Source organism: Pontibacter cellulosilyticus (assembly GCF_014306105.1).
Classification (GTDB): domain Bacteria; phylum Bacteroidota; class Bacteroidia; order Cytophagales; family Hymenobacteraceae; genus Pontibacter; species Pontibacter cellulosilyticus.
In genome coordinates this window covers 509,988-527,198 of sequence record NZ_JACRVF010000002.1, presented here as the reverse complement: position 1 = coordinate 527,198, position 17,211 = coordinate 509,988, and the positions used below count along the sequence as shown (strand labels likewise).

The 17,211-nt window shown below is 46.7% G+C and carries 13 protein-coding genes; 4 read left to right on the top strand and 9 right to left on the bottom strand.

What is annotated here, in order from left to right; genetic code table 11:
• Positions 1–335: 335 nt before the first annotated feature.
• The 3 genes from hslU to lon form a co-directional block, all read right to left on the bottom strand.
• Positions 336–1,730 carry an ATP-dependent protease ATPase subunit HslU gene (gene hslU, locus H8S84_RS09995; RefSeq protein ID WP_187067171.1) on the bottom strand — a complete coding sequence of 465 codons (1,395 nt, stop codon included), beginning with the start codon at positions 1,728–1,730 and terminating at the stop codon, positions 336–338.
• Between the two features lie 56 nt (positions 1,731–1,786).
• Positions 1,787–2,836, bottom strand: coding sequence for a type IX secretion system protein PorQ (gene porQ / locus H8S84_RS09990; RefSeq protein ID WP_187067170.1), 1,050 nt, complete (start codon positions 2,834–2,836; stop codon positions 1,787–1,789).
• Between the two features lie 128 nt (positions 2,837–2,964).
• Positions 2,965–5,457, bottom strand: coding sequence for an endopeptidase La (gene lon, locus H8S84_RS09985; RefSeq protein ID WP_187067169.1), 2,493 nt, complete (start codon positions 5,455–5,457; stop codon positions 2,965–2,967).
• Between the two features lie 224 nt (positions 5,458–5,681).
• Here lon and H8S84_RS09980 point away from each other — a divergent pair, with 224 nt between their 5' ends.
• Positions 5,682–7,667, top strand: coding sequence for an OmpA family protein (locus H8S84_RS09980; RefSeq protein WP_187067168.1), 1,986 nt, complete (start codon positions 5,682–5,684; stop codon positions 7,665–7,667).
• 6 nt (positions 7,668–7,673) lie between these two features.
• On the top strand, positions 7,674–8,426 hold the full coding sequence (locus H8S84_RS09975) for a DUF4184 family protein (protein ID WP_187067167.1): 753 nt from the start codon (positions 7,674–7,676) through the stop codon (positions 8,424–8,426).
• 299 nt (positions 8,427–8,725) lie between these two features.
• Here the strand turns inward: H8S84_RS09975 and H8S84_RS09970 are convergent, their stop codons facing one another.
• The 5 genes from H8S84_RS09970 to H8S84_RS09950 form a co-directional block, all read right to left on the bottom strand.
• Positions 8,726–9,229, bottom strand: a complete 504-nt coding sequence (locus H8S84_RS09970; protein WP_230407126.1) for a DUF6702 family protein — start codon at positions 9,227–9,229, stop codon at positions 8,726–8,728.
• 2 nt (positions 9,230–9,231) lie between these two features.
• Positions 9,232–10,347 (bottom strand): LysM peptidoglycan-binding domain-containing protein, encoded by a 1,116-nt coding sequence (locus H8S84_RS09965; protein ID WP_187067166.1) that lies wholly within the window; start codon positions 10,345–10,347, stop codon positions 9,232–9,234.
• 14 nt (positions 10,348–10,361) lie between these two features.
• Positions 10,362–11,675 carry an RIP metalloprotease RseP gene (gene rseP / locus H8S84_RS09960; RefSeq protein WP_187067165.1) on the bottom strand — a complete coding sequence of 438 codons (1,314 nt, stop codon included), beginning with the start codon at positions 11,673–11,675 and terminating at the stop codon, positions 10,362–10,364.
• A 47-nt stretch (positions 11,676–11,722) separates the two neighbouring features.
• Positions 11,723–12,874 (bottom strand): 1-deoxy-D-xylulose-5-phosphate reductoisomerase, encoded by a 1,152-nt coding sequence (locus H8S84_RS09955; protein WP_187067164.1) that lies wholly within the window; start codon positions 12,872–12,874, stop codon positions 11,723–11,725.
• Positions 12,875–12,956: 82 nt separating this feature from the next.
• On the bottom strand, positions 12,957–14,450 hold the full coding sequence (locus tag H8S84_RS09950) for a GH3 auxin-responsive promoter family protein (protein ID WP_187067163.1): 1,494 nt from the start codon (positions 14,448–14,450) through the stop codon (positions 12,957–12,959).
• A 159-nt stretch (positions 14,451–14,609) separates the two neighbouring features.
• Between H8S84_RS09950 and H8S84_RS09945 the strand changes: the two genes are divergently transcribed.
• A complete protein-coding gene (locus tag H8S84_RS09945; RefSeq protein WP_187067162.1) occupies positions 14,610–15,044 on the top strand; it encodes an OsmC family peroxiredoxin in 435 nt (144 codons plus the stop codon).
• Between the two features lie 63 nt (positions 15,045–15,107).
• On the top strand, positions 15,108–15,620 hold the full coding sequence (locus H8S84_RS09940; protein ID WP_187067161.1) for a hypothetical protein: 513 nt from the start codon (positions 15,108–15,110) through the stop codon (positions 15,618–15,620).
• Between the two features lie 77 nt (positions 15,621–15,697).
• On the opposite strand, the gene dnaA is transcribed toward H8S84_RS09940, so the two are convergent.
• Positions 15,698–17,122, bottom strand: a complete 1,425-nt coding sequence (dnaA, locus tag H8S84_RS09935; RefSeq protein ID WP_187067160.1) for a chromosomal replication initiator protein DnaA — start codon at positions 17,120–17,122, stop codon at positions 15,698–15,700.
• Between the last annotated feature and the right edge of the window lie 89 nt (positions 17,123–17,211).

Sequence of the window (17,211 nt, the reverse complement as noted above, 5' to 3'; positions counted from 1 at the left end):
TAAAACATCCTTCGCAGCTGAAGACTATTTTATTTTTACGATTTGAAAAAAATAATCAATAAAGTACTGCAGACGTTTTAGCAAATTAGATTAAGTAAGAGGCAAGCCTGATTATTTTATAAGTGAAACAATATTATACATTGCTTTAAATTAAATCCTGTAAAAAAAAGCTGGTGCCCCTGCCTTTGCAGAAACACCAGCTTTAAAGTATGATCTAAAGCATAAAAACGGGTCTGGAGAATCATGCCCACCTTACGTCACCGGTTAGATACCGGTGCCAGGAATTAAGGCTACTTTATACTTCTAATTCATAAATCTTAATTCATCATTCCTAATTAAAGTATATACTGGCTCAGGTCACGGTTCTTCACCATACCTGCCAGGCGCTCCTGCACCATGGCGCGATCTACTAAAATGTGAGCGTTGGCTCCGATCTTGTCTGGCACATCAAAAAGTATGTCGTTTAGCAGGCGGCTCATTACGGTTTGCAGACGACGGGCACCAATGTTCTCTACCTCAGTATTTACCTCGTAGGCAATGGAAGCGATCTCGTCCAGGGCCTCGTCGTTAAAGGTAAGCTCCACTCCTTCCGATGCTAGCAACGCCTCATACTGTTTTGTAAGCGCATTTTTAGGGAACTTCAGGATCTGGTAGAAATCATCCTTCGTCAGGCTGTCCAGCTCTACACGAATCGGGAAACGGCCCTGTAACTCTGGTATCAGATCGGAAGGCTTAGCCACGTGGAACGCACCTGCTGCAATGAATAAAATATGATCGGTGTTGATGATGCCATACTTGGTGTTAACTGTAGAGCCCTCCACAATCGGAAGCAGGTCGCGCTGCACACCCTCACGGCTCACATCCGGTCCGCCACCGCCTTTTTTGCTGGAGCTGGCAACTTTATCGATCTCATCAATAAAAATGATACCTGAGTTCTCAGCTTTAAAGATCGCTTCTTCCTTCACCTCATCCATGTCGATAAGCTTTGCTGCTTCTTCCTCAAGCAAAATCTTACGGGCTTCGGCAATGGTTACTTTGCGCTTCTTAGTCTTTTTAGGCATCATGCCGCTGATCATCTCCTGGATGTTCATCATAGAGGCTTCGTCCATACCAGGTCCCATTACACCCATGCCCGGCATAGAACTCTGCTGCACACGTATCTCAATTTTACGGTCTTCCAACTCGCCATTTCTGATCTTCTCACGGAATTTCTCGCGGGTGCGCTCGTTCAGTTCATAGTCTGTTTCGGGCATTACACTCGGGTCGGTGCTCAGATTAACCGGAGAGTTATTGCGCCCCTGGATTGGCGGGATAAGCGCATCCAAGATGATATCCTCTACCATTTCGGCGGCCTTCTGCTTTACCTCTTCCTTTTTCTTCTGTTTTACCAAGTTTACTGACTGCTCCACCATGTCGCGCACCATACTTTCTACGTCGCGGCCAACATAGCCTACTTCTGTAAATTTAGATGCTTCTACTTTAGTGAAAGGGGCGTCGGCAATTTTTGCCAGGCGACGGGCAATTTCTGTTTTACCCACACCAGTTGCGCCTATCATCAGGATATTGTTCGGTACAATGTCACCCTGTATGCTTTTATCGGCATTCATGCGGCGCCAGCGATTTCGCAGAGCAATGGCTACATTGCGTTTGGCATCGTGCTGCCCGATTATATATTTATCCAGCTCTGCAACAATTTGTGCTGGTGTAAGTGATGCAATATTATCTAACATAGTAGTCTTATTTTGAATATGTGCCGGGGCACTTTGCCGGTGCCCTAGCTTATACGTTATAAACTGCTTTTCTTTTTAAGAATTGTGCTGGTGTTGGTGCTCACAGTAACATAATGGGTAGCACCAGAAAGATGAAAGAAAGCGCTGCTGTAGTTTAGCTCAAAAGATCGTACGCGCAGCATGGCTCCCAGTGAAAATCCTGCGCCTCCACCACCGTTATCTAACCTCAGTTCTTTGCGGCGCAGGTGGTTATAGCCGGCCCTCAGGTTAAAGTTTTTACTGAAAACAAATTCAGCACCTGCCACAAAATGACGGGCAATTTTATCTCCCAGCTGCTTTTCTTCTTTCACCTCATTGCCATTCTCGTCCAGCTGGCCAGTTGCGTTAGGGTCTAGGTAAACAATATCGAATTGGTAGAGGCGGTGCGCTGTAACAGAGAGCCGCACAGGCATGTGCTCCGGCTTGTAGCTTACGCCCAACTGTGCATCCCAAGGCATGGGCTGGCGCTCTCCGTCATCGAAAGGCTTTACCTGGTAACCCACATTTTTGAAAGCCAGGCCAACTGTAAAGTCTTTTTCAGGATGTTTAAAAGCCACACCTGCATCTGCAAGTATACCTACAGCCTTGTTGCCTGCCATACTTGACACCGCCACTTTAGCCGTAGCCCCCATTGTAAAGGCTTCTGCCTGTCGGGCATGGGTAATACCTAATGTGTAATCATTTACATTAAAAGTACCTTCAACAGCTCCTGCTGCGTCGCGCTGCACAAAATCGCCGTAGTTCAGGTAATTCAGGTTTAAAGCCCAGCGGCCATACTTAGTGGTGTTAAAAGCATAGGCCAAATTGCTTTGCCTGATATCGGCCAGATAGCCCACATAGCTCAGGCTAAGCTGGTTGTCCATTTCAGGGTTAAGCAAACCAGGGTTAGCCGACACCATGTTTACATCGTGCCCGCCAGCTGTTACATTTATCCCACCTAAAGCGGCCTGCTTGGCACTCGATGGTAACTCAAGAAACGTGAAGCCACGCTGCCCCCCTACCTGCGCCTGCGCCTTAAGCGCAAAGCCCAGCAAGATGCAAAGTATAAGAGCAGGGGTTCTGTTCATGGACTCCTTAAATTTGAATAAGTGGGTGAGGATGGTTCACCCTATTCTTTTTGTAATTCCTAACTTTGAGAGAAATCTCTTCAGCATCCTAATTAGATCTCTCCTATCGTCGAGATGACAGCAATCAACTACTCTTTATCAGCGCTGGCTTTCTCCTCCGTCACCACCAGTTTCAGCGGATTTTTCACTTTTTCCTTCAGGAGCGCAATTTTTACCACCTCATCCACACGATCTACATAATGGATGTGCAGACCTTTAATGTACTGCTCCGGAATCTCGTTGATGTCTTTCTTATTTTTCTGGCTAAGTATAATGTCGGTTACACCGGCACGTTTGGCAGCCAGAATCTTTTCTTTTATACCACCTACAGGCAATACCTTACCACGCAACGTTATCTCACCGGTCATGGCCAGGCGTGATTTTACTTTGCGCTGCGTAAACACAGAAGCAATAGAAGTAAAGATGGCTATACCTGCCGACGGACCGTCTTTCGGCACAGCTCCTTCCGGGAAGTGGATGTGCAGGTCGTACTGGTCGAACAGGCGGTAATCGATGTTTAATAGCTCGGCATGGGCTTTTAAGTATGAGATTGCCGTCATGGCCGACTCCTTCATCACATCGCCTAACTGGCCCGACAAGGTAAGTTTGCCTTTGCCTTTGCTAAGTATAGATTCGATGAAAAGGATATCACCACCCACCGATGTCCAAGCCAGGCCTGTTACAACACCAGCTGTATCAATGTCTTGGTAAATTTCTTTGTCGAAGATCTCCGGCCCAAGGCGTTTGGTCACATCTTCAGGCTTTAGGCTTTTCTGGTACTCTTCCTCCATTGCCTTCAGTTTGGCTGTGTGGCGCACCAGTTGCCCGATCTTGCGCTCCAGGTTACGCACCCCAGATTCTCGTGTATAATCTTCTATGATCTTCTGGATGGTAGCCTTAGATACTTTCACATCATCTTCTGTAAGGCCGTGCTCCGCTACCTGCTTTGGCAATAGGTGGCGCTTAGCTATCTCAGTCTTCTCTTCTAAAGTATAGCCTGTCAGCTCTATGATCTCCATGCGGTCACGCAGGGCCGGCTGGATTGTATCTAGAGAGTTGGCAGTGGCAATAAACAATACTTTGGACAGGTCATACTCCACGTCCAGGTAGTTGTCCATAAACGTGCTGTTCTGCTCCGGGTCCAACACTTCCAACAAAGCAGAAGAAGGATCTCCTCTAAAATCAGAAGCAATTTTATCTACCTCATCCAAAATAATAACTGGATTAGAAGAGCCTACTTTTTTAATCTGGTTGATGATCTTGCCGGGCATGGCGCCTACGTAGGTACGGCGGTGACCGCGGATCTCGGCCTCGTCGCGCACGCCACCCAACGACATTCTGACATACTTGCGGCCCAGCGACTCTGCAATAGACCTACCCAGTGAGGTTTTACCAACACCCGGAGGACCATACAGGCAAAGTATAGGCGCCTTCATGTCGTTCTTAAGCTTAAGCACGGCCAGGTACTCCAAAATACGCTCCTTCACTTTCTCCAGGCCATAGTGGTCTGCGTCGAGTATCTTTTTAGTGCGCTTCAGGTTGAAGTTATCCTTGGTGTACTCGTTCCATGGCAGGTCCAGCAGAAACTCAAGGTAGTTAACCGCTACCGGGTACTCTGCCGCCTGCGGGTTAAGGCGAGCCAGCTTGTCAATCTCTTTCTTAAAATGCTGCGCTACAGGCTCCGGCCACTTCTTTTTAGCGGCACGCTCTCTGAAGCGCTCTATCTCCTGATCCGGTCCCTCCTGCCCCAATTCGTCCTGAAGCACCTTTATCTGCTGGCGCAAAAAGTAATCGCGCTGCTGCTGATCCAGGTCGGTGTGAACTTTTGTATGAATCTCCTGCTTCAGTTCCAGCAACTGTATTTCGCGCAGCATCATTTCCAACAGTTGAGTACCACGCTCCATGCCATCATTCACCTCCAGCAAAGCCTGCTTTTGCGCTACATCAACATTCAGATTGCTTGATAGAAAGTGCGTCAGGAAACCGGGGTTATCAATATTATCCAACGCCACCTGTGCCTCCTGCGGTATCTCAGGGTTCAGCTTCAGCATTTTTGCAGCCGCATCTTTTAGCGACTGCACCAACGCTTTTACGTTCTTATCTTTCTTGTTAAGCCCTGTTTCGGTGCAGGCTGTAACCTTGGCGGTAAGATATGGATCTTCGGATGTTACCTCTTCTATCTTGAAACGGCTGTGTCCCTGTATAATAATAGTGGTATTACCATCTGGCAGCACCAGCATCTTCAGGATTTTGGCCATAGTACCTACTTCAAACAGGTCTTCGGCTGTTGGGTCGTCGCTGTTAGAGTTTTTCTGGGCAACCACGCCAATCACTTTGTCGCCTTTGTGGGCCTTACGCACCAGCTTAACCGACTTTTTGCGGCTAACTGTAATGGGCAGCACCACACCCGGAAACAGCACAGTGTTACGAACCGCTAAGATAGGGAGTTCGTCGGGCAGGGTATCAGTAGGAAGATCATCTTCTGCTTCAGCAGTTATAATCGGGATCAACTCTACTTCGTCGTCGTCTGATATATTGCTTAACAAGAGGTTCTGTAAAAAATTCTTTAACGTATAATTCATATAATGATCAATGCCATAATGACAGAAATAAAGCGTTGATAGCCTTATTTCAGGGTTCTTCTATAGTTGTCAAGACCTGTGCCACACTACCGCAACCTGCTGATTTGTCTTGTGAGATTCTACTGATGTGCAAAATTACAGCTAAAAAAATACCTGCAGGTGTATTTATCACAAAAATATAACTCAAAAATAATATCTTTGAGCACGAGGACAAACACACTTTGATGCAGTTCAAGCCCCTGCTTATATTAGTTTTGACAACATGGTTGTTAGTTCCCCTGCGTAGCTATGGGCAATTGCACCATATCCCGCTGGACAGCACAAGCGGACTAAAGATCAGCAAGCAGGTACCAGATCCTGAGCTGCACCTCAACTTCCCTAATATAAACAAAATAGCCTACTATCGCGACCAAAAGAAGCTATCTACGATACAAAAGCTCGAAAAAAGGAAACAGTACGACAAGGTATTACCTCTACTGGAAACTTATGTTACAAACTTCGGGATAGAGAATTTTTACAAAGATACTTACCTGCTCTGGCGCCTGGGCCAGCTGTTTGAGCGCACCGGCAGAAAAGAAGAGGCAAAAGAGCTATACAGGCTGGTATTAAAGCACCACCGCACCGATGCCCGCGGCGTTTACTCTTACTACGACTCGCTGGAGCAGAACACCAAAAACTATTACGTGCCGCTGGATTATTATTATGAGTTGGTAGAATATCGTAAATCCATTGCTACGTTTAAGCCGCCTAAAGGCGTGTACCTGAACATGGGCAATGCCATCAACTCTTCGTTTGAGGATTATGGCCCTACCCTGAACGGCGAGGATGAGGTGTTTATTTTTACCTCCAAGCGCAACACGCAGGGGCTAAACGGCCGTGCCAACGAAGATCTTTTCTTCTCTAAACAAAACAACGGCCACTGGGAAGAAGCACAGTCGTTTGGCAAGCCAATAAACAGCATTTATAATGAAGGTTCCGGCCGCCTAAGCCGCGATGGTAAAACCCTATACTTTGCCCGCTGTGAGTCTCCGGATGGCTACGGCAACTGTGACTTATACATAGCCAAAATGCAGCCTGACGGTAAGTGGGGCGAAATTACGAACCTTGGCCCTGACGTAAACTCCAATGCCTGGGATTCTCAGCCTACCCTCTCGCGCAACGAAGACACGTTATACTTTGCCTCTGATCGTTTGGGAGGATTTGGCCTCTCGGACATCTACTATACTTACAAAACTAAAAACGGCAACTGGGCTCCTGCAAAGAACATTGGCCCTACCATTAACACCCGCGAAAGTGAGGTAAGCCCTTTTTTCCATCCTAAGTATCAGGTGCTGTACTTTAGCTCTAGGGGGCAGCTGTACAACTTCGGCGATTTTGATATCTACAAAACCTACAAAGTACAGGAGCACTGGCAGGAGCCGCGTAACATAGGGCCACTGGTTAACGGCCGGGGCAGCGAGTACTACTTTACCATCGATGCCGACTCCAAAAACTTATACTATGCCCGCTCCGAGGCAAATGATCTCCAGAACCTGGACCTGTTCTCTTTTCCATTACCCATGGAAGCGCACCCTTTGGCTGTAACAAAGGTTCAGGGCACATTAACTGACTCCGTCACCAATAAACCACTTTCGGGCATCGTTTCTATCATAGACCTGGACAATGGCATAGAGGTTTCTTCTAAATACCTGCGCCCCGATGGTTCTTTTGAATTTGACCTGATAGATAACTCCCGATACATGCTGATGATTCAGGGCCCGGATTTCTTTACCATTGAGAAAGAAATCTCGCTGCAGGACGATACTAAGCTAGATCTGATGACCACCCTGATCGATTACAGCATACCAATGGTATTCGAGAACATCGAGTTCGACCCGAACATGTCGGAGATAAAGGAGAACATGAAGCCTATACTTGACGAGGTAGCCCTGTTCCTGATAGACCACCCAACTTTCAGGCTGGAGATTGCTGGTCACACTGATGGCGCCGGAGACCCTGATTTTAACCTGGTGCTGTCGCAGGATCGTGCGGACGCTATCCGGCAATACATAGAAAGAAGGGTGAACATGGTGGAGGGACGTATAGATGCCATCGGCTACGGCAGTACCAAACCGATAAAAGAAGAAAAGACAGCCGAAGACCGTAAGATTAACCGCCGTGTGGAGTTCAGGCTGATAAAACCACAGAAGCCGGAACGCGGATTTAAATAAGTATAAATGCCATTTACCGCCGCGCATCCTGCCATTGTTCTTCCGCTAAAGTATAAGTTTGGCCGCTTTTTCTCTACCACAGGATTGGTAATTGGAAGTATAGCCCCTGATTTTGCCTATTTTCTCAATCCCATTATCACTACGAAGGTAAGCCATACGTTGAAGGGGGTACTGGTATTTAACCTGCCTATTACGCTTATACTTGCCTTTGTTTTTCATGCAATTGTAAGGGAACAGGTTATTCGGTTTTTGCCGGGCTTTTTGGAGCGCAGGGCTGCTGTGGCGGCACATGCCAAATGGTTTAGCTACTTGCGCGGCAACTGGCACATCTTTCTTGCTTCTGCTGTGATAGGTATTCTCTCGCACCTCTTCTGGGACAGCTTTACCCACTACTCCGGCTATTTTGTAAGAAACTACTCCATACTTAGAAGACCAGTGGATTTCTTTGGTTTTGCTCTCCCGCTTTGCCGCTGGGTGCAGCATTTCAGTACGTTTGCAGGGTTAACGGCTATAGCTTTTTACGTTCTGCTGCTGCCAACTTATGGAGCTGCCCGGGGTTCAAAGTATGGCTGGCTATACTTCTGGCTGGCTGTATTCGCGTCCGGTCTGTTATTGTTTTTACTGAAGACGCCAGATATCAATAGCATTGCACAAGTAGAGATGTGGGTTGTTCGATTTATTAGCGGATGTCTAGCTGCGGTTATTTTGCTTACAGCATTTCTTAAGTTGTGGCGGAAGCTTCTTAAAGTTAGAAGATAGATTTAATATTTGCCCCTCCTTATTTAAAGCATGGGTGTTATCAGCACACGATTATCATCCCCTACCCCCTTCAAAGGGGACTTTTTGCTTTTACTGATTAAAAGTGAAAGTGCTGTAGCAACTGCTTAACCTCCCTTCACACAAGATCCTTGCAGGATGATAAGGAGAAGGGCTAATGTTATTAAGATGACAGAGAAGCGGTAGTAGCAGATTCCCCGCCTTAAACAAGGAGGGATAGGGTGGTTGGATGGTTATTTGTGAAAGAAGCGCAATGAGACAGCTGTCAGGATCAATAAAAATCAAAGCGTAAACTTCTTTTGCTCTTCGCCGCGCTGTAAAAGTACACTTTCTGTTTTGCCTTTGTAGTTCAGGTTAACAATGTTCATCTGATCGTTGAAGAGTTCAGTCAGTACGGAGTTCTTAACATATAGCTGGGCCAGAGAAGAGTTCTTAACCGGAACCTCTATGTACAACCAAACAGCATCTGTCTCAGCCTCCGACCCCAGGAAATTATACTTCAGGGGCTTACCCTTTGCAACTTCAAAGCTAAGCTTGCTTTGCAAATAAGCATTTAGCTGCTGCTTTTGCTCTGCAGATTTGCTGTTGTACACCACTTTGGTTTTGGTAAACTTTGATACAGCTTCTTCCAGGTCATCGGTAAACACTTTAACGGCTACCTCCAGAGACTGCGTGCGTGGGTTGTACTTGATATCGGTGATACTGGTATGAAAATCATGCGCGAGGGCAGGCACTAAGGATGCTGCCATAAATGCAAGCACCAGAAACAGGAATTTATATTTCATACTTATTTACCGGATGGCGGCAGGTCCGACAGCACGCGCTTAGCCATAGTTGGCATATTATCGCTTACAATACGCTGCACATCGTTCATGTTAGACTGGTATGCAATCTTCACTTTGTTTCCCGACACCAGTTCTCCTTTGTTGTTATAGATGGAATAATGAACCATGAAATCACGCTCATAGTTCAAGGCTGCGCGGTCCAGGCAGTTTTCGTACACCGTTTTCACCTCAAACTGGTTAATGAAAACATAGTAGTCTATGCCGTACTGGTTGTTAAAATAGCCAAAGAACTCCGGGTCTTTAACAGTGACACCAAAGTGCTTGGTAGGATCCTGGGCAACAGATACCGGCTGCTCTTCCTTCTCCATTCCCAGCTTCTCTTTTTGCCGCTGCACCCACTCCAGGGCTCCTCCCTTTTCTTCCTCCACAACTGGCTGCTTGTTAAACCGAGATTGCTTGTTATCCTGGTACCCGTAGCTCAGCGACTTGTAAAGCCTGCTCAGTTCGCTAACGCTGTCGCGGTACACGCCGCCCAACAAGTGGATGGTCTCGTAGCCTTCTGGAGCCAACATAGCGTTCAGGCGGTTGCGGAAAACATGGCGCACGTTCTGGCGCGGTATCTTAGACTTACGCGCAATTTCATCGTCGGCATCCGAAAAGTATAAGTATGGATCGAATGGGATAACCATTACCCTGCTTTTTGTCTTATGCTCGGCTGTGCGGGGCACCGAAGAAATAGAAGCGGAATTACTGCCTGCAGGTCGTGTAGTAGTAGTAGTAGTAGTGGCAGGTGCGGCTTTGGATGATTTTGGTGCAGATTGTGATTTTGGTTTGGCAGCTTGAGCAGGTGCCATACGGTGACGGCTTAAGTAAAGCGTCTGGCCAATCTGCAATTTGTTATCGTTCCACTTCTGAAGCGAATCAAGCGGGATGTTAAAGCGGCGGGAAAGGCTATAGTAGGTGTCGCCTTTTTGTACCAGGTACACGCTATCGCCTGGTGCGGCGATAACGTGCTGGTTTATACTTATGGGCCAATCTGCTGCGGGAGCATCTTCGGCTGTTATTATAGCAAATACTAGTAATAAGTTTGTCAGGGCATACGTCACGATGGCTTTCATAAGAGGATCTTTGGTTAGAAGATTATCTTGAACACATCGTTAAATATAGCAAATGCCATTAAGCCTAACAATAAAACCATACCCACTTTTTGGGCATTCTCTAAAAAATTATCTGATGGCTTGCGCCCGCTGATTATCTCATACGTTAAGAACACCACGTGGCCGCCATCCAGCGCAGGAATCGGCAGGAAGTTCATGAACGCCAGCACCATCGACAGCATCGCTGTTATGCTCCAGAACTTATACCAGGTAAATGTATCACCAAAGATCTGGGCGATACCGATCGGGCCGCTAAGCGATTTAGAAGCTGAAACCTCGCCTCTGAATATTTTACCAAAGCCTTTCAAGTTAGCTGTAATTACGCCGAAAGCCTGGTCAGTACCAGCAGGAATAGCTTCGCCTAGGCTATACTCACGAGTGGCAGTCTGTAGTAGCGCCTGTGGCATGAAACCCAGTGTGCCTTCTTCGCTTACCTCCGCCTGCAGTTTAATTGGCTTCCCGTCACGCTCAACCATCATGGTTATTTTCTTGCCGGCATTGCCTTGTAATGTCTCCTGAAACTCATGGAAGAACTTAACGCTCTCGTTGTTTATTTTAGCAATAAAGTCTCCTTCCTGCAATCCTGCTTTGGCTGCGGGGCTACCAGCCATTACCTGGCCTACTCTAAATGGCTGCCTCGGACGCACAAAAAACATACGATCCTTATCGTCAGCCACACGATCCATCAGATCTGCTGGAACCTCTAGGTTAACACGTTCTCCGTTGCGCTCTACTGTATAGTAAGCATTACGGCCAAGTAAAGCATCCATTGAGTAAACATCCTCGAAGCGCTCTAGCTGTTTGCCATTTACTGCCACTAGTTTATCGCCTGTCTGGAAGCCGATATCCTGCCCAAGTTCATTAGGCACAATACCATACTTAACTTCAGATATAGGCGTGTATTGCTCCCCATAATTAAAGGTAAGCGCAATGTATATCACAATACCTGTGATCACGTTCACAATGATACCGCCCATCATTACAATCAGGCGTTGCCAGGCTGGTTTGGCCCGGAACTCCCAAGGCTTCGGTTCTTCCTTCAGCGCTTCCGTGTCCATCGACTCATCCACCATGCCTGATATTTTCACAAATCCCCCCAATGGAATCAGGCCCAGCATGTACTCTGTCTCGCCAATTTTTTTACCGAAAATTTTAGGAGGGAAACCGATGGCATACTTCTCCACGCGCATTCCGAACCATTTAGCTGCCAGCATGTGGCCCAACTCGTGCAATCCTACCAGTATCGTCAGGCCCAGAATGAGCTGACCAACCATTATTAAAATATCCATCAAAAAAGCTTATTCTTGTTATCTAGCGCCTTAAAGGCAGCAGGTTTTTAGTTATTTATGAGTTCTGTTGCCTTCTCACGGGTTTCTCTATCTGTAGTAACATAGTCATCGAAAGAAGGATTCGCAATATACGTAACTTTTGCCATACAACTTTCGATGATATCCGACATCTGCAGGAAACCAACCTCGTCGCGCAGGAAAGCACTTACGGCTACTTCGTTGGCTGCGTTCAAAATACAGGCCATATTTCCGCCTTGCTCCATGGCTTTGTAGGCAAGGGCCAGGTTGCGGAATGTCTCCAGGTCCGGCTGCTCAAAAGTTAGCTGCGGATAATCCAAGAAATTAAAACGCGGAAAATCTGACTTCAATCGGTTTGGATAGCCCAGTGCATACTGTATCGGCAGCTTCATATCAGGCAGCCCCAGCTGTGCTTTAATGGAGCCATCTTCGAACTGCACCAGCGAGTGAATGATAGACTGTGGATGCACCACTACCTCAATCTGCTCGTTTCTTAGCCCGAACAGCCACTTTGCCTCAATCACTTCCAGCCCCTTGTTCATCAGCGAAGCAGAATCGATGGTGATTTTGGCTCCCATATCCCAGTTCGGGTGTTTCAGGGCCTGTGCTTTGGTTACGGTAGCAAGCTCTGATGCGGTGCGCCCTCTGAACGGCCCACCAGAGGCAGTAAGTATGATCTTTTCGATCGGGTTATGAAACTCCCCTGCCAGGCACTGGAAAATGGCGCTGTGCTCAGAATCGACAGGGTAAATGTTTACGGCATGTTCTTCAGCCAGATCGGTTATAAGCTGTCCGGCTACCACCAATGTCTCTTTGTTGGCCAGGGCAATGTGCTTACCTGCTTTAATGGCACGGATGGTCGGCTGCAGGCCGGCATAACCAACCATAGCTGTAAGCACCATATCTACTGTACCCATCTCCACTACCGAGCAAAGGGCACCGGCACCGGCGTATACTTTAACATCGGTGTGCTGCAGGGCATCCTGCACCTTATCGTACAGGGCCTCGTTGGCGATAACAACAGTGTTAGGGTTAAACTCCAGCGCCTGCTGTATCAGCAGATCCGCGTTGCTGTGTGCAGTAAGCACCTCCAGCTCAAAGCTATCCGGGTTTGCCTTTATAACTTCAAGGGCCTGTGTACCGATAGACCCGGTAGAGCCCAATATGGCAATTCTTTTCATGTTAAGTTACGAGTTACGAGTTCCGGGTTCCGAGTTGAAATTACCCTTTGCCTGACTCGTAATAATGATGCTGTTTAATATTTTATTTAGCTTCAAGCAGTCCATCAGCTAACTTTCTGTCGTTGCTCAGGCGCGGCACTTTGTTTTGGCCACCTAGTTTCCCCTGCGATTTCATGTAGTTCCTGAACGAGCCTCTGGCAAGCTGCGTTAGCTTTAGCTTTTGCAGAATGTTTCCGGTGATTAGATCGTTGTAATACGTATTCAGTTTGCAAAGCTGTTTGTCGAGTTCTTCGGAAAAGGCACTGGCATTAAGCGGCGGCTTGGCAAACTCTACCAGCCACTCATGATAGGAAGCACCATGGTCCTGGCTCACGTAAGGGGCTACAGTAAACTCCGTCAGCTCCACTTCCGGGAACAAGCCAACCGTAGCGTTCATTGCCTTCTCTACTTCCTCTCCGATTACATGCTCTCCAAACGCAGAAATGTAATGCTTTATGCGACCCGACACCACTAGTTTGTATGGTTTTACCGAGGTAAATTTAACCGTATCGCCAATAGAATAAGCCCAAAGCCCTGCGTTGCTACTTACAACTAAAGCATAGTTTACCCCAACTTCTACTTCGCCTATCGTTAAGCGGGTAGGGTTATCGTTGAAGTACTCAGACACAGGTATAAACTCATAGAAAATGCCGGTATCCAGCAGCAGTAAGAGGCTTGGGTCATTTTGCTCGTTTTGGTAAGCAAAAAAACCTTCGGAGGCCGGGAACAGCTCAATAGAGTCCACCTCTTTGCCAATAGACTCGAATAGCTTTTTGCGGTAAGGATCAAAGTTTACGCCACCGTACACAAACAGGCTAAAATTCGGGAAAATGTCTTTTACCTTTTTACCAGTCTGCCGGATCAGCTTATCAAAGTACATCTGCACCCATGGCGGAATACCTGAGATCAGAGTCATGTCCTGGTCTATGGTCTCTTCGATGATTTCATCCAGCTTGCTCTCCCAGTCTTCTATAATGTTAGTTTGGTAGCTTGGCAGCTGATTTGTGCGCAGATAACCCGGCACATGATGATTGGCAATGCCCGACAAGCGGCCTGTTTTTACACCTGCCACCTCATCAAGTTCAGGGCTTCCTGACAAAAAGATCATTTTACCGTCCAGAAAAGCAGACTTGCCTGTTTCGTACACATAAGCTAATAATGCATCGCGGGCACCGTCTATGTGGTTCGAGATAGAATCCTTTGATATCGGAATATACTTGGTGCCAGAGGTGGTGCCGGATGTTTTGGCGAGGTAGAGTGGGGTACCAGGCCACAGCACATCCCTCTCCCCTTCTTTTACTTTGTTAAAGTACTGGTTCAGGCCTTCGTAGTCGCGCACCGGCACAGCCTTCACAAAATCAGCATGCGTTTTAATACCGCTGAATTTATGGTCGCGTCCAAACAGGGTGTTCTGAGCTTTGTCAATGATTTTCCTGAAAACCGCTTGCTGTGCTTCCACCGGATTCTCCATCCAGCGCAAGTGCTTTTTATGCACGTAGGCAGCAAGTGGTTTACTCAACAATGCTTTTACACCCATACAGTCAGTTTTTGTCTGATGGTAAATATAGCCAGATTAACCAGTATTGCCATATCATCTTCTATTTTCGGTGGTGTTGGTACTTAATTTTATACTTGGGTGTAACATCTGGAGGCTATTAGCACTATTAAGGTGAGAAACCATAAACCAATATTAACTATGAGAGAACACCACGCAGAAGCCACCTGGAAAAAAGGATTGAAAGATGGCTCAGGTAACATTAAAACCGGAAACGGCACTATAGAATCTGCCTACAGCTATGGTACGCGCTTTGGCAACGAGAGAAACGGCACTACGCCGGAAGAGTTGATAGGCGCAGCACTTTCCGGGTGCTACTCCATGTTTTTGAGTGCTTTGCTGGGTAAGGAAAATTATACGCCAGATTACATACACGCTAAAGCAACTGTAATACTGGGAGAAAAAGACGGAGCAGCCCTAGTAGAGCGAATAGACCTGAACGTAGAGGCAAAAGTGCCTGACCTGGATAACGACAAGCTACAGGAGTTGGCTAAGAAGTCAAAAGAGAATTGCCCAATTTCTAAAGCACTGAAAGCCATACCGGAGGTTAATGTTAAGGCTACTTTAATTGAATAAATTATTATATTGCAACAAGTATGTTATGAGATAGCATCTTATGTTTAACCTAACCACCAGAACATGGCAGTACCCGGTAGTAGTAATGCACGAACCTCGTTAATTGTGCAGCTAAGCCCAACAAAAAGTGCAAAACTCTCTTTTACTGTACAAATTATACTTACTCTTTTCTGGCTGGCATGGTCTGTTATGCTGCTCGTAACCGATGATGGCACGGACGGAGCAAACTACCTGTACTATGTTTTCTTTGCCTTGGCCCTCGTTTTCTTTGGTTATGTGGTGCTGCAAAACACTTCTGTTTTCGGGGTGCAGTCTTACATTGAAGTTACGCCGCAGTACATTGTGCAGAAGTATGGCGTTTTCCGTACGAAGCATATCTTCGCTATACCTGATATCGCAGCTGTGCATATATCGCCTTATGCCTTGAGAGTTACTTTAAAAGACAGCACAAAAGTATACCTGGACCTGAAGCAAGTGCGCAAAAAACGAGATCTGGATAAGATTAAGAATAAGATAAAAGACATGGCCGCTTTAAATGGCTTTGCTCTTTCGGAGTCTACTGCCAACCGGCCGTAAATTATTTGTTGTTATAAAAAGAGAGCGGGCCATACTTTGCAAAGTATGGCCCGCTCTCTTTTTATATTTTATACTTCTTAACCAGCTTTGGACTTAAACTTCTTCTGAAGCTCCTGAATGCTGGCTTTAAATTTCTTATCTGTGTCGATCAGGTCGGATACGGTTTGTACTGAGTGAATTACCGTACTGTGGTCGCGGCCGCCGAAGTGGTAACCGATAGACTTAAGCGAATGGCTGGTAAACTCCTTGGCAAAGTACATCGCCACCTGGCGAGCCGTTACGATCTCTTTTTTACGCGTTTTAGCTTTCAGAGAGTCAAGGCTTACTTGGAAGTACTCGGCTACAGTTTTCTGGATGAAGTCGAGGTTAACCTCTGTTTCCACATCCTCTATAATATGTTTCAGGGCCTGCTTGGCAAGCTCCAGGTCAATTTCCTTACGGTTAAGCGACGACTGCGCGATCAATGAAATCAGCACGCCTTCCAGCTCACGCACGTTGGTGTCTACGCTGTAAGCCAGGTACTCTACCACGTTATCCGGAATATCAATACCGTCGCCCTGCATCTTTTTCTGGATGATGGCCATACGAGTTTCAAAATCCGGGCTTTGCAAGTCGGCGGTTAAGCCCCACTTAAAGCGGGACAACAGACGCTCCTCAAGGCCTTTCAGGTCGCGTGGCGGACAGTCGGAGGTCATCACGATCTGTTTGCCGGACTGGTGCAGGTGGTTGAAGATGTGGAAGAACATCTCCTGCGTCTTCTCCTTACCGCTCAAAAACTGTACGTCGTCGATGATCAGGATATCCACCAGCAAATAGAAGTTAGCAAAGTCCTGCACGTTGTTCGTTTTCAGGGACTCGATGAACTGGTTCACGAATTTCTCTGACGAAACGTAGAGTACAAACTTCTCTGGATTGCTGTTTTTGATCTGGTTACCAATGGCCTGTACCAGGTGCGTTTTACCCAATCCTACACCGCCATAAACCATTAGTGGGTTGAAAGATGTTGTACCCGGTTTGTTTGCTACGGCATAACCTGCAGAGCGAGCCAAGCGGTTACAGTCACCCTCGATGTAGTTCTCAAAAGTATAAGCCGGGTTCAGCTGCGAGTTCAGGAAGTTACGGTCAATCGTCTTCGACTCGAACGGACTTTTGATAAAGCTTTGCTCTGGCTTATAAGAATTTACAACTGCCTGTGGTATTTTTTTGGTCGGGATGTTTACCGTCTGCGGTTTATTAGCCTCGTTGCCACGGTCCACAATAATGGAGTATTCCAACCTACCCTCACTGCCAAGCTCCTGGTAAATGACTTTCTTAAGTAACTGCACATAGTGCTCCTCCAGCCACTCGTAAAAGAACTGGCTAGGCACTTGTATCGTAAGCACGCTGTCACGCAGTGATATAGGCTTTATTGGCTCAAACCAAGTCTTAAAACTTTGTTCGCCAATGTTTTCCTTGATCACCTGCAGGCAGTTACTCCATACAGTCGTACAATCTTTAATCATCCAATTTTCCAAAACTCACTAAGATTAGTTTGGTGAAACCAACCTCCTTTTGTCGGCAGGGGGTTACAAATTTGCTTAAATATATGTAA